Annotated in this window: 16 protein-coding genes and 2 rRNA genes (1 of these 18 cut by a window edge); 15 read left to right on the top strand and 3 right to left on the bottom strand. The window is 45.3% G+C overall.

The window, feature by feature from the left end; genetic code table 11:
* The 3 genes from H6629_03610 to H6629_03600 form a co-directional block, all read left to right on the top strand.
* A 23S ribosomal RNA gene (locus H6629_03610) occupies positions 1-1589 on the top strand (it extends 1411 nt beyond the left edge of the window).
* Positions 1590-1654: 65 nt separating this feature from the next.
* Positions 1655-1770 (top strand): 5S ribosomal RNA (rrf, locus tag H6629_03605).
* Positions 1771-2051: 281 nt separating this feature from the next.
* Positions 2052-3893: a methyl-accepting chemotaxis protein gene (locus H6629_03600; GenBank protein ID MCB9066886.1), complete on the top strand. Its 1842-nt coding sequence runs from the start codon at positions 2052-2054 to the stop codon at positions 3891-3893.
* A gap of 185 nt (positions 3894-4078) precedes the next feature.
* Here the strand turns inward: H6629_03600 and H6629_03595 are convergent, their stop codons facing one another.
* Entirely contained in the window at positions 4079-7753 is a 3675-nt protein-coding gene (locus tag H6629_03595) for a response regulator (protein MCB9066885.1), read from the bottom strand.
* On the bottom strand, positions 7707-11864 hold the full coding sequence (locus tag H6629_03590) for a response regulator (protein MCB9066884.1): 4158 nt from the start codon (positions 11862-11864) through the stop codon (positions 7707-7709). Before H6629_03590 ends, H6629_03595 begins: the two co-directional genes overlap by 47 nt.
* 204 nt (positions 11865-12068) lie before the next feature.
* On the opposite strand from H6629_03590, the gene alaS reads away from it, so the two are divergent.
* The 5 genes from alaS (at position 12069) to H6629_03565 (ending at position 19740) form a co-directional block, all read left to right on the top strand.
* Complete coding sequence (gene alaS, locus H6629_03585; protein MCB9066883.1) at positions 12069-14711, top strand: alanine--tRNA ligase; 2643 nt, start codon at positions 12069-12071, stop codon at positions 14709-14711.
* A 166-nt stretch (positions 14712-14877) separates the two neighbouring features.
* The gene (locus tag H6629_03580) at positions 14878-15720 is read left to right on the top strand and encodes a lysophospholipase (protein MCB9066882.1); all 843 of its coding nucleotides are present in this window, start codon (positions 14878-14880) and stop codon (positions 15718-15720) included.
* 212 nt (positions 15721-15932) lie between these two features.
* On the top strand, positions 15933-17024 hold the full coding sequence (locus H6629_03575; protein MCB9066881.1) for an AAA family ATPase: 1092 nt from the start codon (positions 15933-15935) through the stop codon (positions 17022-17024).
* Positions 17025-17214: 190 nt separating this feature from the next.
* On the top strand, positions 17215-17415 hold the full coding sequence (locus H6629_03570; protein MCB9066880.1) for a hypothetical protein: 201 nt from the start codon (positions 17215-17217) through the stop codon (positions 17413-17415).
* 576 nt (positions 17416-17991) lie between these two features.
* Positions 17992-19740: a response regulator gene (locus tag H6629_03565; protein MCB9066879.1), complete on the top strand. Its 1749-nt coding sequence runs from the start codon at positions 17992-17994 to the stop codon at positions 19738-19740.
* Here the strand turns inward: H6629_03565 and H6629_03560 are convergent.
* Positions 19734-20648 carry a DUF58 domain-containing protein gene (locus H6629_03560; GenBank protein ID MCB9066878.1) on the bottom strand — a complete coding sequence of 305 codons (915 nt, stop codon included), beginning with the start codon at positions 20646-20648 and terminating at the stop codon, positions 19734-19736. The two genes, H6629_03565 and H6629_03560, sit on opposite strands and share 7 nt — an antisense overlap.
* Positions 20649-21038: 390 nt before the next feature.
* Between H6629_03560 and ffh the strand changes: the two genes are divergently transcribed.
* From ffh to H6629_03525, 7 genes are all read left to right on the top strand, one after another.
* Positions 21039-22361: a signal recognition particle protein gene (gene ffh / locus H6629_03555; GenBank protein ID MCB9066877.1), complete on the top strand. Its 1323-nt coding sequence runs from the start codon at positions 21039-21041 to the stop codon at positions 22359-22361.
* Between the two features lie 78 nt (positions 22362-22439).
* Positions 22440-22928, top strand: coding sequence for a 30S ribosomal protein S16 (gene rpsP, locus H6629_03550; GenBank protein MCB9066876.1), 489 nt, complete (start codon positions 22440-22442; stop codon positions 22926-22928).
* A gap of 138 nt (positions 22929-23066) precedes the next feature.
* The gene (locus tag H6629_03545) at positions 23067-23297 is read left to right on the top strand and encodes a KH domain-containing protein (GenBank protein ID MCB9066875.1); all 231 of its coding nucleotides are present in this window, start codon (positions 23067-23069) and stop codon (positions 23295-23297) included.
* Between the two features lie 54 nt (positions 23298-23351).
* The gene (gene rimM, locus H6629_03540) at positions 23352-23855 is read left to right on the top strand and encodes a 16S rRNA processing protein RimM (protein MCB9066874.1); all 504 of its coding nucleotides are present in this window, start codon (positions 23352-23354) and stop codon (positions 23853-23855) included.
* Positions 23855-24565 carry a tRNA (guanosine(37)-N1)-methyltransferase TrmD gene (gene trmD / locus H6629_03535; GenBank protein MCB9066873.1) on the top strand — a complete coding sequence of 237 codons (711 nt, stop codon included), beginning with the start codon at positions 23855-23857 and terminating at the stop codon, positions 24563-24565. The genes rimM and trmD overlap by 1 nt, the downstream gene beginning before the upstream one ends.
* 82 nt (positions 24566-24647) lie before the next feature.
* Positions 24648-24995, top strand: coding sequence for a 50S ribosomal protein L19 (gene rplS, locus H6629_03530; GenBank protein MCB9066872.1), 348 nt, complete (start codon positions 24648-24650; stop codon positions 24993-24995).
* A gap of 95 nt (positions 24996-25090) precedes the next feature.
* Positions 25091-26350, top strand: a complete 1260-nt coding sequence (locus tag H6629_03525; GenBank protein MCB9066871.1) for a 1-acyl-sn-glycerol-3-phosphate acyltransferase — start codon at positions 25091-25093, stop codon at positions 26348-26350.
* Positions 26351-26352 lie beyond the last annotated feature (2 nt).

Below are 26352 nucleotides of genomic sequence, written 5' to 3'. Positions count from 1 at the left end.
TCAGGGTTAGTCGGGACCTAAGGCGAGGCCGAGAGGCGTAGTCGATGGTAAACGGGTTAAATATTCCCGTACCACCTAAAATCGCGTTTGAACTTGAGGAGTGACGCAGGAGTGACGACCAGCCGGGTGTTGGATGTCCCGGTTTAAGCATGTAGGTGGGAATGGTTGGTAAATCCGCCGTTCTATTCTAAACACCGAGGTGTGAACACGGTATCCGTAAGGATCATAAGTGGTCTTAATCATACTGCCAGGAAAAGCTTCGCAAGTGAGTGGTTTCTGGTGCCCGTACCGCAAACCGACACAGGTAGACAGGGAGAGAATCCTAAGGTGCGCGAGTGAGCTCTCGTTAAGGAACTCGGCAAATTAGCTCCGTAACTTCGGGAAAAGGAGTGCCCTTATTAGGTGAAGATCTTCGCGATCTGAGCTGAACAGGGTTGCAGCGAAGCGGCCCAGGCGACTGTTTACTAAAAACACAGGACTCTGCTAACTCGTAAGAGGACGTATAGGGTCTGACACCTGCCCGGTGCCGGAAGGTTAAGGGGAGATGTTAGCCGCAAGGCAAAGCATTGAACTGAAGCCCCGGTAAACGGCGGCCGTAACTATAACGGTCCTAAGGTAGCGAAATTCCTTGTCGGGTAAGTTCCGACCTGCACGAATGGTGTAACGACTTGGGCACTGTCTCAACGAGAGGCTCGGCGAAATTGAGATGTCGGTGAAGACGCCGACTACCCGCGACGGGACGGAAAGACCCCGTGAACCTTTACTATAGCTTGATATTGATTCTTAGCTACGCATGTGTAGGATAGGTGGGAGACTTTGAAGCTGTCACGCCAGTGGCGGTGGAGTCACCCTTGAAATACCACCCTTGTTTAGTTGAGACTCTAACCCGTGGCAGTGAAGCCTGCCAGGGAACAGTGTCAGGTGGGTAGTTTGACTGGGGCGGTCGCCTCCTAAAAAGTAACGGAGGCTCCCAAAGGTTCCCTCAGCACGGTCGGTAATCGTGCGTAGAGCGTAAAGGCATAAGGGAGCTTGACTGCGAGACAAACAAGTCGAGCAGGTGCGAAAGCAGGGCTTAGTGATCCGGCGGTTCCGAGTGGAAGGGCCGTCGCTCAAAGGATAAAAGGTACTCCGGGGATAACAGGCTGATCGCCGCCAAGAGTTCACATCGACGCGGCGGTTTGGCACCTCGATGTCGGCTCATCGCATCCTGGGGCTGGAGAAGGTCCCAAGGGTTTGGCTGTTCGCCAATTAAAGCGGTACGTGAGCTGGGTTTAGAACGTCGTGAGACAGTTCGGTCCCTATCTGTCGCGGGCGTAGGATACTTGAGGGACTCTGCTCTTAGTACGAGAGGACCGGAGTGGACAGACCGCTAGTGTACCAGTTGTCTCGCCAGGGGCATGGCTGGGTAGCTACGTCTGGTGTGGATAAGCGCTGAAAGCATCTAAGCGCGAAACCCTGCCCAAGATGAGGTATCCCTTCACATAAGTGACTGTAAGGCGCCTTCGAGATTAGAAGGTCGATAGGTGGTAGGTGTACGCACAGCAATGTGTTTAGCCGAACCATACTAATCCGCCGAGAGGCTTGGCTTACTAATTTTTTATTCCGACTCAACGCTATTCAGCAGATTATTCGTATATCATCCATACAGTTTTGCTTTGGTGGTTATAGCGGTGGGGATACACCTCTTCCCATTCCGAACAGAGTAGTTAAGCTCACCAGCGCCGATGATACTGTTTCCTTTGGAAATGGGAAAGTAGGTCGTCGCCAAAGCATCTTCTTGATAGGGAATCAACTTTATGTTGATTCCCTTTTTTATTGTACCAAACTGTAGCATTTTCGATAACAATAACACAGCCTACCGACGTAAAAAAACCATCACAAAATTGATAAAAAGATATCAAGCCTGAAATAACTTTGCCGAACCTTTCCTTATACAGAACATATTAGCATCATCATTAAGTTAATTAAAATTGATCTAACTAGTTAAAAAATAGAGCAATAGGTTAGCAATCAATTATGACTACACTATTTGTTTTTGAAAGGATTTGGGAATGGCAAATCTTAAACTCGGAGCTAAATTTTTACTCACTATTGGTATTTTTTTAACATTAATTATGAGTATCGGGCTTTATTGGATTGTCGAGCAGCAGAATAATCTCAATAGTGTTAGCTCCGAAAGCTCGGCAAAAATGCTATGTGGTTTAATGAAATTCAGCCTCGATGAAATGATGGCTATGGGTGAAAATGACATAATACCTGCATGGCTTGAAAAGGTTAGGGGGCTCGAAGGCATTAAAGAACTTAGAGTGATCCGGGGTGAGATGTTTGAAGATAAAGGTGAATATTTGATTAAGGATGATGCCGATAAATCTGTTTTGGCAACCGGTAAACCTTTTACTGCATTTGATGAAGAAACCAGTTCCTTTCGTGAAGTATTCCCTTTTATTGCGGAGAATCAGTGTCTGGATTGTCATGATGTTACGGTCGGTGAAGTGTTGGGTGCTGCAAGTATTTCTGTAAGACAAGATAATATAATTCAACAGGTTAAGAGTAATTCTGCAAACATGACGCTTTTTTTTATTTTTAAAATTCTGATAATATTGACTGTTTTATTTGTCATTATTCGGAAAATGATTGTAGATCCATTAAGTGAATTAACAATTGCTGCCAACAAAATAGCAGAGGGCCAAAAAGAAGTGTTTGTTGCAGCTAATCGGGCAGATGAAATTGGAGTTTTGGGACGTGCATTCAACATGATGTCCAATCATATTCGGAGTGCGATGGATGGATTAAATGCACGCCAACAGGAAGCCGAAATTGCCCGAAAAGAAATCGAAAAAAACAGATCCGAAATTCAAGCTAATCAAGCTTATCTGCAAAGTGAGGTTGAAAAATTGCTCAACGTAACCGAATCTGTTGCAAATGGTGATTTAACGATTCGCATCCACAGCGAAAGCGGTGATGATATCGGACAATTGGTTACCAGCATCAATCGAATGGTTACTGATCTTCACCATATTGTTGATGGCGTTAGCGAGGTGACAGGACAGATCAAATCGGCATCAGTCCAATTGGCTGCAGGTTCCGAACAGATGGCTGCTGGTGCGCGCGTTCAATCTGCGAAAACAAAAGAAGTTGCATTAGCAGTAGACGCGATGTCTCAAACTACTGTGGATAATGCATTTAACACAACAAAAACTGTCGAAGTGGCAACAAATAGCGGGTCGATTGCCAAAGAAGGTGGTATTATCGTTGGGCAAACAATAGAAAAAATCAACCAGATTGCCAATGTTGTGCGAAATACATCCAATACTATTGAAGGGTTGGGTGTCGCCAGCACGAAAATTGGAGAAATTATCGACGTTATAAATGAAATAGCTGATCAAACCAATCTGTTAGCGTTGAATGCTGCCATCGAAGCTGCCCGAGCCGGGGATCAGGGGCGTGGATTTGCCGTTGTTGCGGATGAAGTGCGCAAACTTGCGGAACGAACCACAGAAGCTACCAAAAAAATTTCCGGAATGATCACAAATATCCAGACGGAAACGCGGCTGGCTGTTGAAGAAATGCATCAGGGTAATAGCGAAGTGAACGAAGGCTTGGGGCTTGCCGAACAAGCTGGTGTAGCCCTCAAAAAAATTGTCGAAAGCACGGAAACAGTGGTTGATATGGTTACACAAATTGCCGCTGCCACAGAAGAACAATCCGTTACCGGAGAAGAAATTTCCCGCAATGTGGAATCTATTTCACATGTTGTTTCGGAAAGCGCAGAAAGTATTTCGCAAATGGCAGCTGCAGCAAGTGATATGGATAAATTGTCTGAAAAATTACAGAAGATGGTCAGCCAATTTAAAACGGAAAAGAAATCTCAAACGGAATCATGGATTGCTTGAATGGGAACATCAACAAACGGTGGGATTTAGTGTTCTCTACAGCGAAATAAAATGAACTGCTGTTTTACAAATTAGCATAAACTTTTTTTTAAACGAGTGCTTTTATCTACAAAATTTTACAAACCTGAACAACAAAATATTGAGCGCGTAAATTGCAGATTATTACGCTATTTACGTGCCTTTTTTTACACATACCGCTTTAACACATTTGAAAGTTCTGTCCTTTTTATGGGCTTTGCAACATAATCGTTCATGCCGGCAAGTAAACATTTCTCGCGGTCTCCTTTCATTGCATTAGCAGTCATCGCAATAATTGGTATATTGGCATTAATCACGCCACTTTCAGAATTACGAATCAGCCGGGTTGCTTCGTAACCATCCATTTCCGGCATTTGCACATCCATTAAAACAATTTGATAGTTGGATTTTTTTAGCATTTCAATCGCAATTTTGCCATTTTCGGCAACTTCAACCGTATGCCCGAGCTTCTCTAAAGTGCGTATAGCTACTTTTTGATTAACACGATTGTCTTCCGCCAACAAAATGTGAATATTTTTTCTTTTCGCCATTGAATTTTCAGATGTCGGGTTTTGCGATGACTTGTGAACATCTGATCCTTTTCCAATTCCTAAGTCCACAATAAACCAAAAGTTAGAACCTTCGCCAACTTTACTTTTCACACCTACAGATCCATTCATCATTTCAGCGAGGTTTTTGGCGATTGCCAGCCCCAGACCGGTACCGCCAAATTTACGGGTTGTTGAAGCGTCAACTTGTGAAAATGATTTAAAAAGCACATCGTGCTTTTCCTCCGGAATGCCTACACCGTTATCAATTACTTCTACTTTAAGGCGAACCATTGTGGTGTCTTTTTTTATGACGTTCACAATGATTGAAACCGGCTTTTGGTTCGAGAATTTTATGGCGTTATTTGCATAATTAACAATAATTTGACGCAAACGAAACGGGTCGCCGACGACATATTCCGGAACATCGTCAGAAATGGTGTAATGTAAGGAACTGCCTTTATCTACGGCGATAAAACTCAGCATTTTTGTAATTTGCTCCATCATACTTTCAAGCCTGAAAGTAACGGATTCCAGAGGCATTTGTCCTGCTTCGATTTTAGAGAAGTCGAGAATATCGTTGATAATGGTTAACAACGATTCCCCGGAAAATTTGATCGTTTGAACCGCATCCAGCTGTTCCTCTGTTAAATTCATATCCATTAACAATTCTGTCATTCCGATAACGCCATTCATTGGCGTTCGGATTTCGTGGCTCATATTTGCCAAAAATTCGGATTTGGACTGTGTAGCATCTTCCGCAGCAATTTTTGAGTGAAGTAATTCTAAATTGATTGCTTCAAGCTCTTGTTTTTGCTGGCTGATTATCGCTGTGCGTTCTTCAATAATCGTTTCCAACGCATGCTTTTGAGTTTCAACTCTTGCCAATTGCCATTTTACAATTAAAAAAATCAGGGTTGTAAGCGTCAAAAAATAGAACAAATAAGCCAGCCAGGTGCGATACCAGGGCGGTAAAATAGTAAAGTTAATTGAACTTATTGTTGAATAATGACCATCAGAATTGCGGGCCTGAACGCTAAAACGATAGCTGCCTTCGTACAGATTCATAAATTCCCGGTAATTCTGGCTGCTCCAATCGCTCCAAATGGTGTCGCCGGAACTCATGCTGAATCGAAATTCTGTTTTTCCGATATAAGCCATCATTGGGGTTGAAAACTCAAACCGGATAGTATTTCTGTCGAAACTAAGGGGTTCCGAATGTGTCCAGTTTCCGGAAATATCATATGCAATATCTTCTTTCGGGTTTTCAATACTCACTTTACTGATATGTATCGGAAAAGCTAAGCTAACTGCCGAACTGGATTGCGATTGATAACGAATCAAACCGATATCGCTGCAAATCCAGTAAACATTTTCAGCTTCTTTTTTCAACATTAACAAATCCATTGAGGGTAGTTTACCAAAGCCCTTTTCGTCCTTATAAAATTCACCAGATGGTAATTGCCGTATCTGCCCAACTTTATCATAAATATTATACCACAGAGTGCCGTCGGTGTCTGTTTTAACGAATGTAATATGATCGTTTATACCGGCAGAAATTTTTTCCCAACGGCTGTCCGCGATAAAGCTTGGATCGCCATTTTCTGATTCTGTATAGCGGAATACATTGTTCTCACCCCAAAAATACATCTTGTTCTGATAAACAAATGGAATTGTCAGAAAATTTTCGGACAATCCATTGGATTTATCGAATTCGTCGACTTGGGCTTTGGTTGAATCAAAAGGGTTGAGAATTCGATAGATGGTGCCGGTTTCCGATTGCGCCCAGAGTGTATCCGGATCATCCGTTCCGAGCACCGGTGCTTCAATAATCATATTTGTGTATCGTTGAATATCGCTATAATCAAATACTTTTTTGAAATCATTGGTAACATCCAATAAACAAATACCGCCGTCACTCTTTAAGGCGTAGGCATATTTTGGGTGTTTTTTCGATATTAAAATGCTGAAATAACTACCCGGAAGTATTTTGGGAGTTGTCTGATTCGGGAGATAGACAAATATTGAGTATTCTGTAAAACAATATAACGTGTTGTTATAGGTGAGGATAAGCCAATAAAATTCGTTCCGCGAGTTGAGTTTGTTGAATGCTGGAGTTACGCTTTCGGGGGTTTGGGTATAATTGTATAGCCCTTTGTCATCAATAATATAAATTTGTCCATCTAAACGCGTTATATCGTAAACTGAATTTTTAAACCCATAGGTTTTGGAAAAAATTGTGTATGGCGATGCAATATCCACCCGGGCAATTCCATCGTTCAATCCCAGCCAAAGCCCATTTTCCCTGTCTACAAACAGATCAAAAATAATATCGCTCCTGAAATCGTAGCGCTCGTTGAATTTGTGGAGAATGGTGCCGTTTTCGGCGATAATTGCAGCACCTTGCCCGTGCGAACCAACAATGAACATTGTTTCTGTCAATTGCCGGATGATCGGATATTGAAACTGCTCAAGGCTTTTAACAATTTCTGTGTTTTTATTGACGAGCCTTGGTGTACCCTGTTCGTCAAAAACATATTTTAGAAGGCTTGAATCTTCGATTAGATAAAGCGTGCTATCAAGTCCGGGGAAAAAGGACAAGCGTTTACTCTCCAAATCCAGCCCCTCAAAATGAAACGGAGTTGATTCATCGCCCTCTAACAGATAAAATTTTCTGGATGATTTACGATACCATGTTTTGTTGCCGGTTTGATACATTTTGCTGAAGTTTGTGTCGCTTTTTAGCACACTGACTTTATCTTTATACCAGCGAAAAATTTTATCATCTGTTCTAAAGTAAACGCCATTCTTTGGCGTTAGGATCACATCAAAAACGTCAACAAAAACACGATCATCTTCTGGAATTTTGGGGAGCAACGAAACAAAATATTTTTTGCCGACAGAGTCCGGGCACAAATAGCCAATGTTGCCGGATGAGCCAACAAAAATGGTGTCTTTTTCGCCGATTGCGATTGCACGAACAAAATTACTGCCCGGGATATCGTAATGTTGCCATTTTATTCCATCAAATTCCAGAACGCCGCTGCCGCCATTGGCAACAATAATATTTCCGTTCGAGAGTTGATTGATTTTCCAATTTTGCTGCATTCCCCCGTATTCTTTTGGCGCATATTCCATTTTTGGGAATACACCCATTTCGGGGCTGAATTGATATTGGCAAAATCCATTGCCAACCAATAAGAACAAAAATATAAAAATCTGTATACTTTTGTTTGGCACAGTAGATTTAATCGCTGTTCTTTTCTGTGGCATTAACTGATACCATTTTGACAATGTTTAATGCTTTTTGTAAATCATGGCGTCGAATCGGTTTTGCGACATAATCATCCATTCCGGCAGCAATACATTTTTCGCGGTCGCCTTTCATGGCGTTGGCTGTCATCGCGATGATCGCGATATTTTTATTTTGCTCTCCGGCAGCGCCATTGCGAATGGCGGTGGTTGCCTCAAAACCATCCATCTCCGGCATTTGCACGTCCATTAACACAATTTGGTAATCGGAATTTTTGAGCATTTCAATAGCAATCTTGCCGTTTTCGGCGATTTCCGCGCTGTAACCGAGTTTCTCCAATGTGCGGATGGCCACTTTTTGATTGACCCGATTGTCTTCCGCCAGCAAAATGCGGACGGCTTTCCGGCGCGTTTCGGCTTCGCGCAGATTGTGTTGGGTGATCAGCAACTGATCCTGATTGCCGGCTGTTCCCGCAACGGCTGCAATCGTATTTATCAACATTTTCAGCTTGACCGGTTTTGTCAAATATGCCGAAAATCCCGTTGCCTGCATCCGTTTGGCATCGCCACGTTTGGCAACCGAGGTGAGTAAAATCAACCGGATATTTTGAGTTGCCACATCAGACTTGATGCGCTTCGCCAGCGCCAAACCATCCATATCTGGCAACTGAAAATCGATGATTGCGATTGTAAATTTCATTTCTGCGGTAGATAGCTGTTCCAGCGCATTTTCTGCAGAATCCGCAACGCCGTGGGGAATTCCGGCAAAGCTGAGTATTTGGGTGATAACCTGACGGTTGACAGGGTTTTCTTCTACGATCAACACCCGTTCATTTTTCAGAAATTGTGATTCGACAAAATGAATCTGCCGGTTTTCTGAAACGCCGAATTGTGCGCTAAACCAGAAAGTTGCACCGTTGCCCGCATCGCTGAACACGCCGATTTCGCCATTCATCAGGGTTACGAGCCTTTGCGAAATGGTCAACCCCAAACCGGTGCCGCCAAATTTGCGGGTGGTTGCGTTATCGATCTGACTGAATGCTTTGAACAGGCGATCCTGACGATCTTTGGGAATTCCGATGCCCGTATCGATAACTTCAAAAATCAGTTTGGCAGAAGTTTCATTGGCAGATGCTGTGCGGACGCGGATCGTTACCGAGCCTGTTGCGGTAAATTTGATGGCGTTATTGGTCAGATTGATGAGCACCTGCCGCAATCTGCCGGGATCGCCAGTGATCGCGGAAGGCACATCCGGCGGCATATCGAGAATAAGCGCCAATCCCTTTTCGCAAGCTTTTTGTGCGAGCAAATCTGATACGCTTTCCAGGGTTGTGCGTAAATCAAAATTGATGGTTTCCAACTCCAGTTTGCCGGCTTCTATTTTTGAAAAATCCAGAATATCATTAATAATAGTGAGCAACGCCTCGCCCGATTGTTTGATGGTTACGGCGAATTCATGTTGTTCCGGGTCCAGGTTTGTGTCCATCAATAAATCGGTCATCCCAATTACGCCATTCATCGGTGTGCGGATTTCGTGACTCATGTTTGCCAGAAATTCGCTTTTTGCGCGGGTGGCTTCTTCGGCAATGATGCGGGCTTGTTCCGCCGCGTCCCGCGCTTCTTCGATGGCGGTTTTTTGCAAATTGACTTCGCGATTCCGGTTGAGCAATTCCTGATTAATCGCTTCGAGTTCAATGTTTTGATCCTCGATTACCCGGGTTCGTTGGATAACTTGCCGTGCCAAATCCGCTTTTTGAGATTCGAGCGTATTTAGTCGCCAGCGTAACACTAAAAAAATTAACACAATACCGCTTAAAAAATAAAATGCGTAAGCCGTCATCGTGCGATATAAAGGTGGCAAAATAGTAAATGAAAACGTCGCTTCGCGACCGACAAATCCGTATATATTTTGCGCCCGAACCCGGAAAGTATAGTTTCCTTCGGGAATATTGGTATAATCTTTCCGCGTTTCAGCAGACCAATCGGACCAATCTTCATCGAAGCCATCCAAAAAAACGCTGAACAAATTTGCCGTAGGTTCCTCAAAACTTGTTGCGGAAAAGCTGAAACGCAGCGCACGTTTCTGGTATGGCAAAGCCAATGGCTTCAATCCATCGTGCTGAAAACCGTTAAACAATACGGTATCCGAATTCACCGGGTGAACTTGCCGGATAACTGCAGAAAAATCAACATCATACGATTTGCGAACAGATGGCGTGTATTGCAAAACACCTTCTGTGCAGCCCACCCAAATGCGATCTTTTTCCGGATAAACAACATAAGTTGTCGTCGTTTTGAAACGCTCGAAGGGGGTATAATTGTAATACCAACTGTCGCCGGCACGGCTGAGCGCGCCGATCTGTTGCACCAACGGCAGCCAGACAATGCCATCCGCATCTTCTGCAAAAGTGATGATCTGTTGCTTCGCAATTTCAACCGCGGCTTTGATGGAATCATCCAGTAAAAAATAACCGTTTTGCTCATCGGTTTCTGTAAAATACATAATTCCTTCGTTTGTGCCGAAGGCGACTTTCCCGCCGATGCTGCCGGAAAACACATATCCCACCGGTAAATTGTGGGTTTCGTTGAAATGCGACACAACGGGAGCGACATTTTCATTCATCGGAAAGCGGATTCTGTACGCACCGTCGGATGCGGTGCCGAGCCACAAATCGGCTGTTTTTCCATCCTCACCGGTGAACGATCGCATATTGCGAATCGTAACGGGCAGATCAATTGGCGAGGGAATAATTTCCCATTTTCCGTTGCGACGGGTAGCACTCAACAGCCGGTCAATTGCACCGAGAAAAATGTGATCGGGATGTATCGGACAGCGTTCCAGCGTATATAAAATATTGGTGATGCCGGTGGATTGCCACTCGCCGTTGTTCAGTTCGAACAATCCGCCGCCGGTGGCGATGAGCAGTTTGTTGTCAAATTTCAGGAATTTCCAGCACATGTCCTGCAATCCCGGCACCATTTCGAAAGTAGCCGGTTTCCCGGATTCGCCGGGTTTCAACACAAAGGTTCCGGCGAGCGTTGCCGCATACAATTTGCCATCGAAACGAATGATATCCTGCACGCTTTCGCTGAGCCCGGATTGCTGGTCGAACACGGTGAGCGGCGACGGTATCTCAATTCTGGCGATGCCGTTATTCAACCCGGCCCACAACGCGCCCTGCCGGTCGATGGCCAGATTTAGCACCAAATCGCTGCCCAATCCGCTGCCGGGATCGATGCGGCGCAGCAATTCGCCGTCCGGCGAAATCACCAAAATGCCACCGAATAATGTGCCGACGGCAACGGTTCCGTCCGTCAGTTTTATCGCTTTGTATGCCTGAAGCGCTTTCAGTTCATCATTCAGCCAGCCGGAAAAGGGGGTAAGCGATAACCCGTTGGTTTCGTCATAATTTGCGAAAAAAATACCGTTTTTCCGGGTCAGGATCATCGATTGATTTTCCAGATCAACCCAACCCTGTACCCGGAGGTTGGCCAGTTGTTCGCCACCTTTTACGAGATTCAGATTCCCGTTTTCGTAACGCAACAGCCCAACTTTATCTTGTTTAACCAACGTTCCCAAATTGTTGATATACATCGATTTAAAGCTCTTTTGAGAATCGACTTCCCAAACCTGCATCCGGTTTTCGTGCCACAAAAATAATTTGGTGGATGTCTCAAAAAATACGCCGTGCGGCGTCACATATGTTTCCCAAACATCGTTGAATTCTTTGTGTGCATCTGGTACCTCGGGAAGTAGTGAAACGTACTTCAAATTACCGGTGGAGTCCGGCGCAGTGTAGCCGAGATCATTTTGCGCACCGATCCAGACGGTACCGTTTTCGTCGATATCCAGCGAGCGCACCGTGCTTTTGTTTTCAACCATAATGACGCGCCAGTTAACGCCGTCAAATTCCAGTAAACAGGAGCTGTTGCCGATATACATCATGCCGTTTGGCGCCTGTTGAACGCACCAGTTTTGCTCATGAGCACGGTAATCTTTGGAGGTATATTGGGTCATCAACAGTTGTCCGCTTTCGGCGGTGTTGGCAGTAGGCAAGGGTTGGGCACTCACAAAAAACAGCGGGATATAAATTAACAAAACCAGCCAGCATTGGGTAATTTTCGGGAATTTTATCGGTAATTCAATGGACATTTAGCGCCTCGTTAGTTTGCAATCCGGTCGATTTTATGATCGAATAAAACGTTCGAAACTGAAGAATAAGCTGTACAACTTCAGCAGATGGCAAATCCCACAAAAGCATTTGGAAAATGTGGCGCAGGTTTCTAAATTTTCAGTTTATTTGACGTTAATTATGGGATATTTGGGATTGTTAATACATAAATCGTTTGAGGGAGCATGAAAACATCCACAGAAATTCGCCAGGATTTTATATCTTTTTTTGAGAAACACGGACACACATTTGTCCCCAGTTCGCCGGTGGTGCCGCAGGATGACCCCACGTTGCTGTTCACCAACGCCGGGATGAACCAGTTCAAAGATGTGTTTTTGGAAACCGGCACGCGCCCGTACAAACGCGCGGCAAATTCCCAAAAATGCATCCGCGTCAGCGGCAAACACAACGATCTGGAAGAAGTGGGGCACGACAGCTACCACCACACCTATTTTGAAATGCTCGGCAACTGGTCGTTCGGCGATTATTTTAAGGAAGACGCGATTCGCTGGGCGTGGGAACTGCTCACCGGCGTGTGGGGAATTCCCAAAGATCGGCTGTACGCCACCGTTTTCGGCGGCGATGCGGATGATGGGCTGGACGCAGATACCGAAGCCGAACAACTCTGGAAAACCGTTACCGATATCGATCCTACCCACGTGCTGCGTTGCGGCAAAAAGGATAATTTTTGGGAAATGGGCGACACCGGACCCTGCGGACCGTGTTCGGAAATCCACATCGATTTAACGCCGGACGGCTCCGGCGGCAAGCTGGTGAACGCCGGCGTGCCGGAAGTAATCGAAATCTGGAACCTCGTTTTTATCCAGTTCAATCGCAAAAATGATGGCAAACTGGAGCAATTGCCCGCGAAACACGTGGATACCGGTATGGGTTTCGAGCGGGTTGTGCGGGTGCTGCAAGGTGTTGATTCTAATTATGATACGGATGTTTTTCAACCGCTGCTGAAGCACATCGGCGAGCTGGTGAATCTCGATTACGCCAAAGCCAGCGAGGAGCAGCAAATCGCTTTCCGGGTGATGGCGGATCACGTTCGGATGCTCACTTTTTCCATCACCGATGGTGCGATTCCCTCCAACGAAGGGCGCGGTTACGTGCTGCGCCGGATTCTGCGTCGCGCTGCACGATACAGCCGCAAACTGGGCACGCATGATTTGCTGATTCACCAAATCGTTCCCGCAGTCGTCAAATTGTATGGCGAGGCGTTCCCGGAAATCACCGAAAAACAGGCGTATGTGATGGATGTGATCAAATCCGAAGAAGAGAGCTTCAACAAAACGCTGGATCGCGGCATCGATTTGTTCAACTCGCTGGTGCAGGATTTGAAATCGAAAAATCAGAAAACAATTCCCGGTGCGGAAGCTTTCAAATTATACGATACCTTCGGTTTCCCGGTGGATTTGACTCGCGTGATGGCCGAAGAATTGGGCATGACTGTGGACGAAACCGGCTTCAATTCCGAAATGGAAAAACAGCGCGAGCGCGCCCGCAAAGCCGGCAAATTTACGATGGCGACGGATGACGCCGGCGACTGGACGGTGCTCACACCTGCTGAAAAAACGACGTTTGTCGGATACGAAAATGTGGCAATTGACACCAAAATCCACAAATACAGTCGCCATAACAGCGAAATTCACATCGTGCTAACGGAAACTCCGTTTTACGCGGAATCCGGCGGGCAGGTCGGCGACACAGGAACCATTTCCGGCGATGGCTTTTCGCTCACCGTCGTCGATACCCAAAAACAAGGTGGCGAAAGTGTTTGCATCTGCAAAACAAGTGGCGATGTGACCATTTCATCCGCAAACGTTCGGGCGGCAGTGGATATGGCTGCCCGCAAACCGACGACCTACAATCACACCGCAACCCACCTGCTGCACGCTGCGTTGCGCGATATTTTGGGCGATCATGTCCGGCAGGCCGGATCGCTGGTGGCGCCGGATTATTTGCGCTTCGATTTCACCCATTTCAAAAAAGTGGAGCACGACCAGTTGCGAGAAATCGAGAAAATTATCAACGCGCAAGTGCAGGAAGATATTAGCGTTAGCTACGCTTACGAAGCCTTCGACGATGCCAAAGCCAAAGGTGCGATGGCGCTGTTCGGCGAGAAATACGGCGACGTTGTTCGGGTGGTTTCCATCGCTGAAAGCGACAGCGATCCCGTGAGCGTTGAGCTGTGCGGCGGCTGCCACGTGAAGCGCACCGGCGAAATCGGCCCATTTGTGGTCACGCAGGAAAGCAGTGTTGCCAGCGGCGTGCGACGAATTGAGGCGCTCACCGGACCGAAAGCGGTGGCGTTTATCCAGCAGCAACGCGATTTGGTGAACGAACTCGACGCCATTTTGAACACGCGTCCCGGCGAAATGGCCGATCGTGTGCGAAATATGCAGGATCAAATCCGCGATTTGGAAAAGCAGTTGCAGCAAATTCAATCGCAGCAAGTGTTGCAACACGCCGATGCAATCATCGAAAAGGGTGAAAAAATTGGCGATGTGTTGCTGGTGATCCACGAATTTGAAAATCAGGATGTGGATTTGCTCAAACAGCTCGGTGACCAGATGCGCCAGAAAACCAAATCCGCGATCGGGTTTTTTGTGAATAAACTTGATGACGGCAAAATCAACCTGATTTGCGCGGTCACCGACGACCTGATTTCCGGTAAAAAATTCAACGCCGGGAACATCGTGCGCGATGCTGCAAAAATAGCTGGCGGTGGCGGCGGTGGTCGTCCGCATTTGGCAACTGCCGGTGCAAAAGACGCGGAAAAATTGCCGGAAATTTACGAATTTCTGCGGAAGTTGTTGGCATAACTAATCGCAATTATTTTTATCAAAAAACCCCGCAATTTTCCATTGCGGGGTTTTTGTTTTTCACGAAAAATACGTTAATTCCGGCAGATAATTTTAAAAAATGCAACAGCTCCGGGAACGGCGCGACCGTTCCGCATTTTCTCTGTGACAAACATCGGGAAAAATCATGAAACACCACACCGGACATTTTACGGGATTCGATGGCAGCAGCCTGTTCGAGCAGCACTGGCAGCCGGAAAATTCGCGGGCAACGCTGATTATCGTGCACGGACTTGCAGAATACAGCAGCCGATACGAACACGTTGCCGCAGCGCTGGCGGAATCGAACATCGCCACTGCCACGTTCGATTTACGTGGTCACGGACAGTCCGCGGGCAAACGCGCGTTTGTCAATCGATTCGATGATTATTTGCGCGATTTGGCAATTTTTGTCGATCGCGTTGCTGCAGAAAACGGTGATAAACCGTTGTTTTTATTGGGTCACAGCATGGGCGGAGCCATCGCGTTGCTGCATGCGCTGGATCATCAGAATCAATTTTCCGGACTGATTCTGAGCAGCGCAGCGCTCAAAATTCACGATGATTTTTCGCCGCTGTTGCAACGGCTTTCCGGCGTGATTGCCGCAATTTTGCCAAAGCTGCCAACACTGAAAATCGACAGCAAATTTATCAGCCTCGATCCTGCAGTCGTTCGCGAATACGACAGCGATCCGCAAATTTACCACGGCGGCACGATCGCCCGCACGGGTGCGGAGATTGTGAAAGCGACCCATCGCATCCGCGAAAATGCCCACAAATTGCAACTGCCGCTGTTCATTTTTCACGGCACAGGCGACCGGATCACCGATCCGAAAGGCAGCAAATTGGTGCACGATCTCGCCAGTTCACCGGACAAATCGCTCAAATTATACGACGGGCTGTATCACGAAACCATGAACGAGCCGGAAAAAGACGCGGTGATTGCCAATCTGGTGCAATGGTTGAATCTGCGAATCAGCCGCCATTCCTGATTAGTCCTTACGTCACCGGTTTCAGCCGGCGCAAATGCCCGGATCAATCAATTCGATTATTGCATCTCCAAACAGACATTCGTATTTTTTAAGGTTCATTAAACAGAGGTTTGCGGTCCTGTAAAAATATTTTACGGGCTTTACCGTTTATTGCCGGATCAACCTCCATCGGGCCCGGATTTGGGCCATCCAACTTTCAGAAAGGACGATCAATGAAGAACATTTTTGTTGCTGCGACGCGCCAAAATGACGGAAAAACGATGGTTTCACTCGGTATGTTCAGCGAATTCCGGAAGCGATTTTCCAAGGTTGCATACATGAAGCCGGTTGGCCAGCAATACAAAATTGTTGACAATGAGAAGATCGACAAAGATGCCGTGCTGATGCATTTTACCTACGATTTAAGCGATAAACTTTCCGACATGAGCCCGATTGCGGTGCCACGCGGATTCACGAGCAGCTATATTCGCAACGGCGACCGTAGCCGATTAGTGGATCGGGTGAAGGCATCGTACGAACGGTTGAGCCAGGGGAAAGATTTTTTGCTGATTGAGGGCACCGGGCATGCTGGTGTTGGCTCCGTTTTTGACATGTCTAATGCCGATACAGCAAAGCTGCTTGGCTCAAAAGTGGTCATCGTTTCGTTGGGTGGCGTCGGTCGCCCGATTGATGAAATTATGCTCAACAAAGCTGTTTTCGAAAGCAAAGGTGTGGAATTATTGGGTGTAATTATCAATAAAGTTGCTTCGGAAAATTATGATAAAATTAAGGAAATTGTCGGTCTCGGGCTTAAACGTCACGGAATACGGTTGTTTGGCGTTGTGCCGATGGTACAAAACCTGAGTTTGCCATCCGTTGCGGAACTGGTGGAGGATCTGGACGCGGAATTGCTTTCCGGGGATCAGATCCAGTTATCCAACACCATCGGACGATTTATTATCGGCGATATGCAACCGCACGAAGCGATCGATAAATTTGTCAACAACACTTTGCTGATCGTGCCCGGTAATCGCGATGGGATCATTGTTACGGCGTTGTACGAAAGCCTGCTGGACGATCGCAGCAATCGCAATGTTGCCGGAATGGTGTTCACCGACGGCATTCGTCCGCCTCAAAAAATTGTTGACCTGATCCGCCGGAGCGGCATCCCGGTGATGCTGGTTGAAGAAGATTCATTTTCCGTCGCCACAAAAATCAACAACTCCATTTTCAAACTGCGAGCGGAAGAGACTGAAAAAATTAAAATTAGCCAGGAATTGGTCGCAAATCATGTCGATATCGATGGCATTTGCGAGCTGATTTGAAATCGTTTTGCAATAGAATTGTAACTGGCTTCCCATTGTTGGGGGTAATATATTTCAGGTGAATGAAGCTGTAATTAATCATTTTGGTAGAAAAAATGATCACGTCAGAAATCAGATTTTATCGCCGAACAGCTTTGAAAGCCTATCCATTGTATCATAATATCCCAACAACAATAATTATGGTGAAGTCATGAAAATGCTGGTAAAAATCGTTGCACTGGTAGAAAAAGGCAACGATGTGGAATTTAACTGGATCACCCTGAAGCAAATGTGTTTCGAAAGTAAAGAGCCTCGCAAAAATCTGAACGATTGGGCGAAGCAAAACAACATCCGCTTCGAGTTCAAATCCGGTGATGCGGAAAATGAGGAAATCGTATTGTTTTCTCGTTAAGCCGTTACGGGCAATTAAATTATCGATGATCTAAAGTTGCCCGGTTAAATTAAACGCTAAAATTAAAAATGCGGGATGCGAAAAGTTGCATAGCAATTTTTTACATCCCGTTTTTATTTTCCCCAAAACGATGTCCGTTGTGTTGGTTTTTTCAATCCTCACTTCCGAAACTGTAAACCGATTGCGAATTTCGCAGGGCATCCCTGACACGAATAACGATCAAAAAATTCTCTCAAAATACTTTAGTTCATTGTTTACTGTCCGATGATTTTAGGCTGAAGCATCGAACAGATCTTAGGTATTCATTAGCTGGCAGGCAATTCAGCCGGCATCACTATATCAGAAAACTCAAATTGTTGATCAACAAATTACTGTTGGCAACTGATTTAATGATTGAATTTCGGGTGTTTACATGCCCATTTTACACATGCACCGAACCCGAAAAATGATGCTTTTTATGCAAACAAAGGATCCGATACAATGATCACAAACCGCCTTGTTGACCACACTACACGAGATGAAGTAGGCATGCTGATTGAAACTTTCAACGAACTCATCCAAAAAATTCAGGCGAAAATGCAGGAGCGCGAAGAAGCGCTGCAGCTTACCGTAAACGCTACGGAAATTCAACAGCTTATTGTCGAAAAGCTGGAAAATGCCATTCGGGTAAAATCTGAATTTTTAGCAAATATGAGTCACGAAATCCGAACACCGATGAACGGCATCATTGGCTTAACGGATCTGGTTCTCGATACGGATTTAACCGGCGAGCAGCGGGAATATATGGAAATGATCAAATCCTCGGCGGATACGCTGCTGCTGATCATTAACGATATCCTCGATTTCTCCAAAATCGAAGCCGGGAAAATGGATTTGTATCCGCGTCCGTTCGTGCTGCGGGACAGCATTGTTGATATCGTGGAATCGCTTGCGTTACGCGCTCATCACAAAGGGTTGGAATTGACATACATGGTCGAAAACGGCATTCCGGATGATCTCAACGGCGATGTTAATCGGCTGCGGCAAATAATTGTCAACCTGTTGTCCAATGCTATCAAATTCACTTCTGAGGGCGAAGTATCTTTGGAAATTACCAAAGTGATGGAACAGGAACAGAAAATAATGCTCCATTTTGCCGTAACTGATACCGGCGTTGGTGTTCCTGAAGAATCGCAGCGCAAAATTTTTGATGTATTTTCTCAATTGGATAATGAAGTTACGAAAAAGAACGAGGGAACCGGGCTCGGTTTGGCAATCACCACCCGATTGGTGGATTTGATGAACGGCAAAATTTATGTGGAAAGCCCCCGAAATGGATACAACGAAAACGAGGATTCGCTAAAACCCGGCGATGTGGGCAGCACATTTCATTTCACCGCTGAATTTGAATTGATTGAAAACGCCCTGAAACCGGTACCGCATTTTGATAACACCGCTTTCGCAAATGTTCGAATTTTAATTATTGATGATAACCAGACAAACCTTGCTTTTTTGAACGAGGTGGTTTCTGATTGGGGCGTAACGGTCGAAACTGCGGCAACTGCCCAAACCGCCATCGAGCGGTTGCTGAAATCCGCTGCCGATAAACAACCCTTTCATATTATTTTGCTGGATCGCAGCCTGCCGGATTTTGACGGTTTCGAACTTGCCGAAACCATTAAAAATCAGCAGGAGTCAGCCAATTCGATTATCATGATGCTCACCGCATCCGGTAAACGTGGCGATGCACGACGTTGTCGTCAGTTGGGAATTTCGGGATATCTGACCAAACCGATTCGTCATCCGGAATTGCGGGATGCAATTGCCACTTTGGTAGAGGCACATCGCCGGCAAATCGCGATTCCGTTGGTAACTCGCCACAGTCTTCGCGAAGCGCGGGCGCGATCCGAACAAACGCATAGCGAATCGCTGGTATCTGTTGAACAACCTGCGCTGCAGTTCCGCATTTTGCTTGCGGAAGATAATGTGATCAACCAACGCCTGACCTGCCGGCTGTTGCAGAAAAAAGGACATGTGGTAGAGATTGCCCATAACGGTCGTGAGGCACTGAAGTTGTGGCAAAGCAATACTTATGATTTGATTTTGATGGATGTTCTAATGCCGGAAATGGATGGCTTTGAGGCAACAACGCTGATTCGCAAAAACGAAAAAGAAAACGGCGGGCATATTCCGATTATCGCGCTAACTGCCAATGCCATGAAAGGCGACCGGGAACGCTGTCTGTCTGTCGGGATGGATGATTATCTGGCAAAACCGGTGCGAATGGGAGCGTTGATGAATCTGGTTTATGAATGGGGATCGCGCAGTTTAGCGAAGCATCAATAAAGTCGTTTTCTTTTCAGCAAATAGCGCATCAACGGTTGATCAAATTGATCTGTCGTCAGCACATTTTGAAAATCGACCTGCATGTTATGGCACTCGCTTTTCAGCGTTTCGTAAAACGAATCAACCATCTGCCGATAGTTTTCGCGAATCAAAAACGGCTGGGTTTTCAGCTCTTCGTTGGTTTCCATATCTACAAAAGTTGCTTCATCCGAAAAATTGAAAAAGCGGTCGTTGGGATCGAGAATATTGAACACGATCACATCGTGCTGGTAATACCTGAAATGGCGCAATCCTTCCAGAATTTTGTCTGCATCTTCATATAAAAATTCGGTCAGTAAAATTACCAAACCCGGTCGGCGAATTTTTTCCGCCATCGTATGTAACGTTTGGCTGACAACCGTTTTGTTCTGCTGCGGCTCTGCTTTACTCAGTTCACTCAATAAAAATTTAATATACGATGATGTCGATTTTGGCGGCAGGTACCGATGAATTTTATCCGAAAACAGCGCCAGACCAACGGCATCCCGCTGTTTCAATAGCAAATAGGATAGCGCAGCCGCCAGATAAACAGCATACTCAAGCTTGGTAATTCCGTGGCTGCTGTAACCCATCGAACCCGAAATATCAACCAAAATATTTGCTTTAAGATTGGTTTCTTCTTCATACTGTTTGATATAATAGCGGTCTGTTCGCCCGTACACTTTCCAATCGATGTCACGAATATTATCACCCGGCATATATTGGCGATGCTCTGAAAATTCCACGCTAAACCCGTGAAACGGACTTTTATGCAACCCAACCAAAAAACCTTCTACGATAAAACGGGCGATCAAATCGAGGTTTTTCAACCGGGAAACGACTTCGGGTAATAAATATTGCCGTGCGTCAGTGGCTTTCGGTGTTAACATCGGTCAACTTATCCTATGCTGTAAAATTTTTTTAATCGAATCAACACGCCAAAATACTCTGTTTAACAGCAGATGAAAAGCTTTATTTTGGACATGTTTGATACGTTTTACCATCTTTTTTCTCAAAAAGTTTGTAATATCTGGTAAAATATCCTAATTTTAGCAAGATCTTGTTCTTTCAGAAAAAGAATTTGGTCATTAAAAAGGCAGGTTCACTAACCAAACTCACCGTTAGAAAACAGTAGCCAACGTTTCGAAAAGTAACAAACCATTTAACGCGTTCAGAATTAGAAAAAAGTGTTGCAATATCGCTTTTGGCGCAATACATTAAGCACTTTTGTGTAAGTCAGAAGCAAGGATAAAAGGACTGTTTAAATACAGAATTAAGATATGCTGGAAGAATTATCGGCTAAATTAGAAGGTGTACTAAAAAAAGTCCGCGGACAGGGCAAGTTAACGGATAAAAACATTGCCGAATCCATGAAGGAAATCCGCCGGGCGCTATTGGAAGCCGATGTAAATTACCGTGTTGTAAAAGATTTCGTAAAAAAGGTGCAGGAAAAGGCCGTCGGCGAAGCCGTGTTGCGAAGCGTTACACCGGGGCAGCAGATTGTAAAAATCGTCCATGATGAACTTGTTTCATTAATGGGCGAATCCAAAACAGACATTAAAGTTGCCGGAATTCCGCCCACAATTGTAATGATATGTGGCTTGCAAGGCTCCGGTAAAACTACATTTACCGGCAAATTGGGCGGTTTTTTACGCAAAAAAGGGCGTCGCCCGATGCTGGTTGCGGCAGATGTTTATCGTCCTGCCGCAAAAAAACAGCTTGAGATAATCGGTAAACAGTTAAATTTGCCGGTTTACAGCACGGAATCGAACGATGCCGTGCAAATTTGCCGTGAAGCCGTAAAGGTTGCGCGTGAAAAATCCTGCGATGTCCTGATTTTGGATACTGCAGGACGATTGCATATCGATGAAGATATGATGCGCGAACTGGATGAAGTAAAACGAGATGTAAAGCCAAACGAAATTCTGTTTGTTGCGGATGGAATGACCGGACAAGATGCCGTGAACGCCGCAAAGCAGTTTATGGACCGGTTGGATTTTGACGGTGTCGTGCTCACAAAAATGGATGGCGATGCCCGCGGTGGTGCAGCATTATCTATTCGTTCAGTGACAGATCGCCCGATAAAATTTATGAGCACCGGAGAAAAGTTGGATGCAATTGAACCTTTTCACCCTGATCGCCTGGCTTCAAGAATTTTAGGAATGGGAGATGTTGTTTCGCTTGTCGAAAAAGCACAGGAAGCTATCGACGAAGAATCTGCTGCGGAGCTTGAAAAAAAGCTGCGAAAAAACGAGTTTAATCTCGAAGATTTTTTCAACCAGTTACAGCAGATAAAAAAAATGGGTCCGCTGGAGCAGTTGCTGGGAATGATTCCCGGTGTCAGCAAACAACTGAAAGATGTAAAGGTTGACGATAATGCGTTCTCAAAAATTGAGGCTATTATCAATTCAATGACGCGCGAAGAAAGGCATAAGCCGCAAGTGATTAACGGCAGCCGACGGAAGCGCATCGCAAATGGCAGTGGCACAAGGGTTCAGGATGTCAATCAATTGCTAAAGCAGTTTGATCAAATGAAAAAAATGATGAAGCGGATGAACAAAATGAAATTTCCCAAAGGTATGATGCCGGGATTGCCCTTTTAGGTCCGTTAGATTTCAAAAAAAGCATGAACTAAATTTCAATATAATGGTTAAAAAATTTCAAACCCGGAGGAGTTAATCTTGGCAGTTAAGTTGAGATTGCGTCGGATGGGGCGTAAAAAGAAGCCCTACTACCGAATTATTGCAGCTGATTCGCGTTCCCCGCGTGATGGTCGTTTTATTGAAGAGATCGGGGTTTATAATCCTATCAGTGAACCGGCGACAATTGAAGTCAAGCAGGACCGTGCTCTTTATTGGTTAAGCCAGGGAGCAATTCCTACAGAGACTGTAAATAGCCTGTTTCGCAAAACCGGTATCAATTTGCGTTTTGATTTGAAAAAACGCGGTGTTGCTGAAGAAAAAGCCGTAGAAGAGATTGCACAATGGGAAGCCATGCAGGAAGCTCGCAAAAAACGGTTGGAATCCAAAAAATTAGCAGACCAGCAGAAATTGGCACGTCAGGAAAAAGAGAAAGCCGAAGCTGAGGCAAAAGTTGCCGAACCTGAGGCACCTGCCGAATCTGCAGCTGCTGATGCTGTTGATTCCGCCGAAGAAAATGCTGATGCTTAAAATTGCTTCCGATTGTGTAGAGGGGTGGCTTTGCGATGGGGCAGATGATTTCAAGGGAAATAAGACAAATAATGTCTGGAACGGTTATTCCGCGCTGTTATAATACCAAAGCCAACTACTCAAAAGGAGGTCTGTGCGATGAAAGACTTTGTAGAGTTTATTGCGAAGCATCTAGTGGATAAGCCGGAAGAAGTGCATGTTGCAGAAGTGGAGGGTGAGCGTGTTACGGTTTACGAATTACGTGTCGGTGATGGCGATTTAGGCAAAGTCATCGGGAAACGCGGTCAAACTGCGAAAGCTATTCGAACACTGTTGAGCGCTGCTGCTGCCAAAATGGGAAAGCGTGCAGTTTTGGAAATTCTGGAATAAGTAACCTCAATCATTTTTTAATAGATTGAGGTCCGGATTTTGAACGGTTAAATAATGGATCATATTGCTATCGGAAAAATACTCCAGCCGTTTCGGTTGGATGGATACGTAAAAGTGCTCATTTATTCGAATATGCCCGAGCGCTTATTGGATCTGAAAACGATTTATATCAGAAATAAAAGTGAGTATCGCGGGTTTATTTTGGATGATGTGCAGATCCAGCCAAAAACGACGGTTATTAAACTGCGTGGAATCGATAGCCGTGAAGATGCATTAACACTAACAAAATCCGAAATCTGGATTCCGGAGCATCTACAGATTGATCTGGCTGATGACACTTATTTTTTGCATCAACTGATCGGTATGAATGTTGTTGACGGGGATGGGAATACAATCGGTGAAATTACCGCTGTTTATCAAGGTGGTGGCAACGATGTGTATGAGGTCCGCCAAGGTGATAAAGAAATTTTAATACCGGCAGTTGCTCAATTTGTCAAAAAAGTGGATGTTGATTCAAATCAAGTTGTTGTCGAGTTGATTGAGGGAATGATCGATTAATGAGAATTGATGTAATTACAGCGTTTCCCCAAATATTGGAAGCGCCATTAAACGAGAGTATCCTTAAACAAGCTCAAAAACGAATTGAATTGGAAATCCGGTTGTGGGATTTACGAGAATTTGCAACCGACAAACACCGAACGTTGGATGATACACCATACGGCGGTGGCGCAGGGATGATCTTAAAAGCAGAACCGCTTTTCCTGGCGTTGGAACACATTTTGAACGAAGGTGAAAAAAAAGCCCGGATTCTTTTTCCAACTCCTCAGGGAAAACTGTTCTGCCAATCTATTGCAGAAAATTTAGCAGAAGAAAATCGCCTGATTTTTATCTGCGGGCACTACAAAGGCGTCGATCAGCGGGTGCTGGATAGTTGGGTAACCGATGAGATTTCTGTCGGCGATTATGTATTGTCCGGCGGTGAAATTCCGGCATTGTTGATGATTGATGGCGTCGTTCGCATGATTCCCGGAGTATTAAACGATCTGGATTCTGCAAAAACGGATTCTTTTCAGGATGGGCTTTTGGATAGCCCGTATTATACGCGTCCGGAAGAATATCGAAACATGCGGGTTCCCGATGTGTTATTATCCGGCCATCACCAAAAAATTGAGGAATGGCGATTAGCGCAACGGTTAACGCGAACCAAAGATCGGCGACCGGATCTTTATAAAAAGTATTTGCAAAAAGCAGGCTCCGGTAACGGATGATTTGCGTTTTACACAAATAGAAAAATATTGATAAAATAAACAAACGACTTTTTAACAACGATTTGAGAAGGAGTGCGAAGCCATGGACATTTTAAATACGGTGACAGCAAACCAGTTGGTAACAGATATTCCGCAATTTAAAGCCGGCGATACTTTGGACGTGCATGTGCGCGTTATTGAAGGCGATAAAGAGCGTATTCAGGTGTTTTCGGGTGTATGTATCAAACGCCGTGGCGGCGGTGTAAACGAAACGTTCACCGTTCGCAAAATCTCTAACGGCATTGGTGTTGAACGCGTATTTCCTTTGCATTCACCCCGCATTGCAAAAATTGAAGTGTTGCGCATCGGGCGTGTACGTCGCGCGAAACTGTATTATCTGCGCAGCTTGCAGGGCAAAGCTGCACGCATCAAAGAAAAACGCAGCAGCTAAACAACACTTTTGGCAAAATTATCAGATTTTTCAATTAAAATTGGATTTTCGGCTACCGGAAATCCAATTTTTTTATCAACAGGTTGCGAAAATCCATGTCCCACCAGCTCTTTTTCCTTTGCCCGAACTGCCTCGCCGAAGATCAATTTATTCAAAATCGTTGTAAAAACTGTGATGCGAAAATCGATATTCAACCGTATTCGGTGACCTGCGGTAAAAAACAGTTTAGCATTGCCGAATACTATCAGTTCCTATTAAAACATCTTTCCGTTGAGCAGTCTGCCCACTTCCGTTCAACAGATGCGTTTCCCGATGCCCTTCGCGTGAGCGATGTCGCGACGTTGCGACAGGGGAAAACACCGGTGGCAATCCGGGGATATCGCGGATGGTTCAACCGCACAATTCTTGCGCCGGAAAATATTGCCGAAGGACACCTGATATTTGAGGAGGGCGCACTGCGTTTTATTTCGCCGGAAAAACAGTGGTATTTTCCAGCCACAAAAATCACAGCGATAACGACAGACAGCCATTATCTGGAATTCAAACGGCGTGGCGAACCGTTTTTTCATATTCACTTTCACAACGAAAGTGCCCTGAAATACGAAATTTTAGTGCGCAAATGGTTGCAACAAAATTATACGCGTTTGAATTTGGGTGACATTTGTGAGTTTCAGCCGCACATCCGCACGACATCACCAACACCGGGAAAGCGCATTTGGCAGATATCTCCGGGAAATCCGCCACCAGAATCTGCCACCGAAAAAATCGTGAAAAAATTGATTGCCGCGCTGCTGCGTTTGTTGCTGCGCCCATTAATCCGCATCCGGTTTGAAGGGCTTGAAAATTGGCAGCCAGATATGCCGGGATTTGTTTTGGTCAATCACCAAAGTGCGTTGGATCCGTTTATTGTCACGGCATTTTTGGATCACCGGATTGCATTTCTCACGAAAGCTTCTGCGTTTACACACACAACACAACGCAAGTTTTTACAATGGGTTATGGGAATTCCAACAACCCGTTATCAGCATGATTCGGCTGTCATTCGCGACATCAAAACGATGTTGCAGCAAGGTGTGAAAGTGGGTGTCTTCCCCGAAGCCGAGCGTTGTTGGAACGGAAAATTGCAACCTTTTAAATATGGATTAGTGAAAACAATAATGGCATCGCAGATGCCGGTTTTTTGTATCCAACTGGAAAATGTGTTCGATTTTTGGCCGCGCTGGTCGTCACTTCCGCGCCGTGCGAAGGTTGTTTTTCGCATTCATCCGCCATTTTGCCTGCTGCCCGAAGTTACGGGTGTGGATGAACAGCGCCAGTTCCTCGAATCCATTTTTTCCGAAACACAACAACTTTAGCG

The sequence above is a fragment of the Calditrichia bacterium genome (assembly GCA_020634975.1).
Taxonomy (GTDB): Bacteria; Calditrichota; Calditrichia; order RBG-13-44-9; family J075; genus JACKAQ01.
This window is presented reverse-complemented; position numbering and strand designations above follow the sequence as displayed.

Coding starts and splice junctions, on each gene's coding strand:
- trmD (MCB9066873.1), top strand. CDS start 23,855: ATGAGAATTGATGTAATTACAGCGTTTCCCCAAATATTGGAAGCGCCA.
- H6629_03600 (MCB9066886.1), top strand. CDS start 2,052: ATGGCAAATCTTAAACTCGGAGCTAAATTTTTACTCACTATTGGTATT.
- H6629_03570 (MCB9066880.1), top strand. CDS start 17,215: ATGAAAATGCTGGTAAAAATCGTTGCACTGGTAGAAAAAGGCAACGAT.
- H6629_03560 (MCB9066878.1), bottom strand. CDS start 20,648: ATGTTAACACCGAAAGCCACTGACGCACGGCAATATTTATTACCCGAA.
- rimM (MCB9066874.1), top strand. CDS start 23,352: ATGGATCATATTGCTATCGGAAAAATACTCCAGCCGTTTCGGTTGGAT.
- ffh (MCB9066877.1), top strand. CDS start 21,039: ATGCTGGAAGAATTATCGGCTAAATTAGAAGGTGTACTAAAAAAAGTC.
- H6629_03575 (MCB9066881.1), top strand. CDS start 15,933: ATGAAGAACATTTTTGTTGCTGCGACGCGCCAAAATGACGGAAAAACG.
- H6629_03580 (MCB9066882.1), top strand. CDS start 14,878: ATGAAACACCACACCGGACATTTTACGGGATTCGATGGCAGCAGCCTG.
- H6629_03525 (MCB9066871.1), top strand. CDS start 25,091: ATGTCCCACCAGCTCTTTTTCCTTTGCCCGAACTGCCTCGCCGAAGAT.
- H6629_03565 (MCB9066879.1), top strand. CDS start 17,992: ATGCAGGAGCGCGAAGAAGCGCTGCAGCTTACCGTAAACGCTACGGAA.
- H6629_03545 (MCB9066875.1), top strand. CDS start 23,067: ATGAAAGACTTTGTAGAGTTTATTGCGAAGCATCTAGTGGATAAGCCG.
- alaS (MCB9066883.1), top strand. CDS start 12,069: ATGAAAACATCCACAGAAATTCGCCAGGATTTTATATCTTTTTTTGAG.
- rplS (MCB9066872.1), top strand. CDS start 24,648: ATGGACATTTTAAATACGGTGACAGCAAACCAGTTGGTAACAGATATT.
- H6629_03590 (MCB9066884.1), bottom strand. CDS start 11,864: ATGTCCATTGAATTACCGATAAAATTCCCGAAAATTACCCAATGCTGG.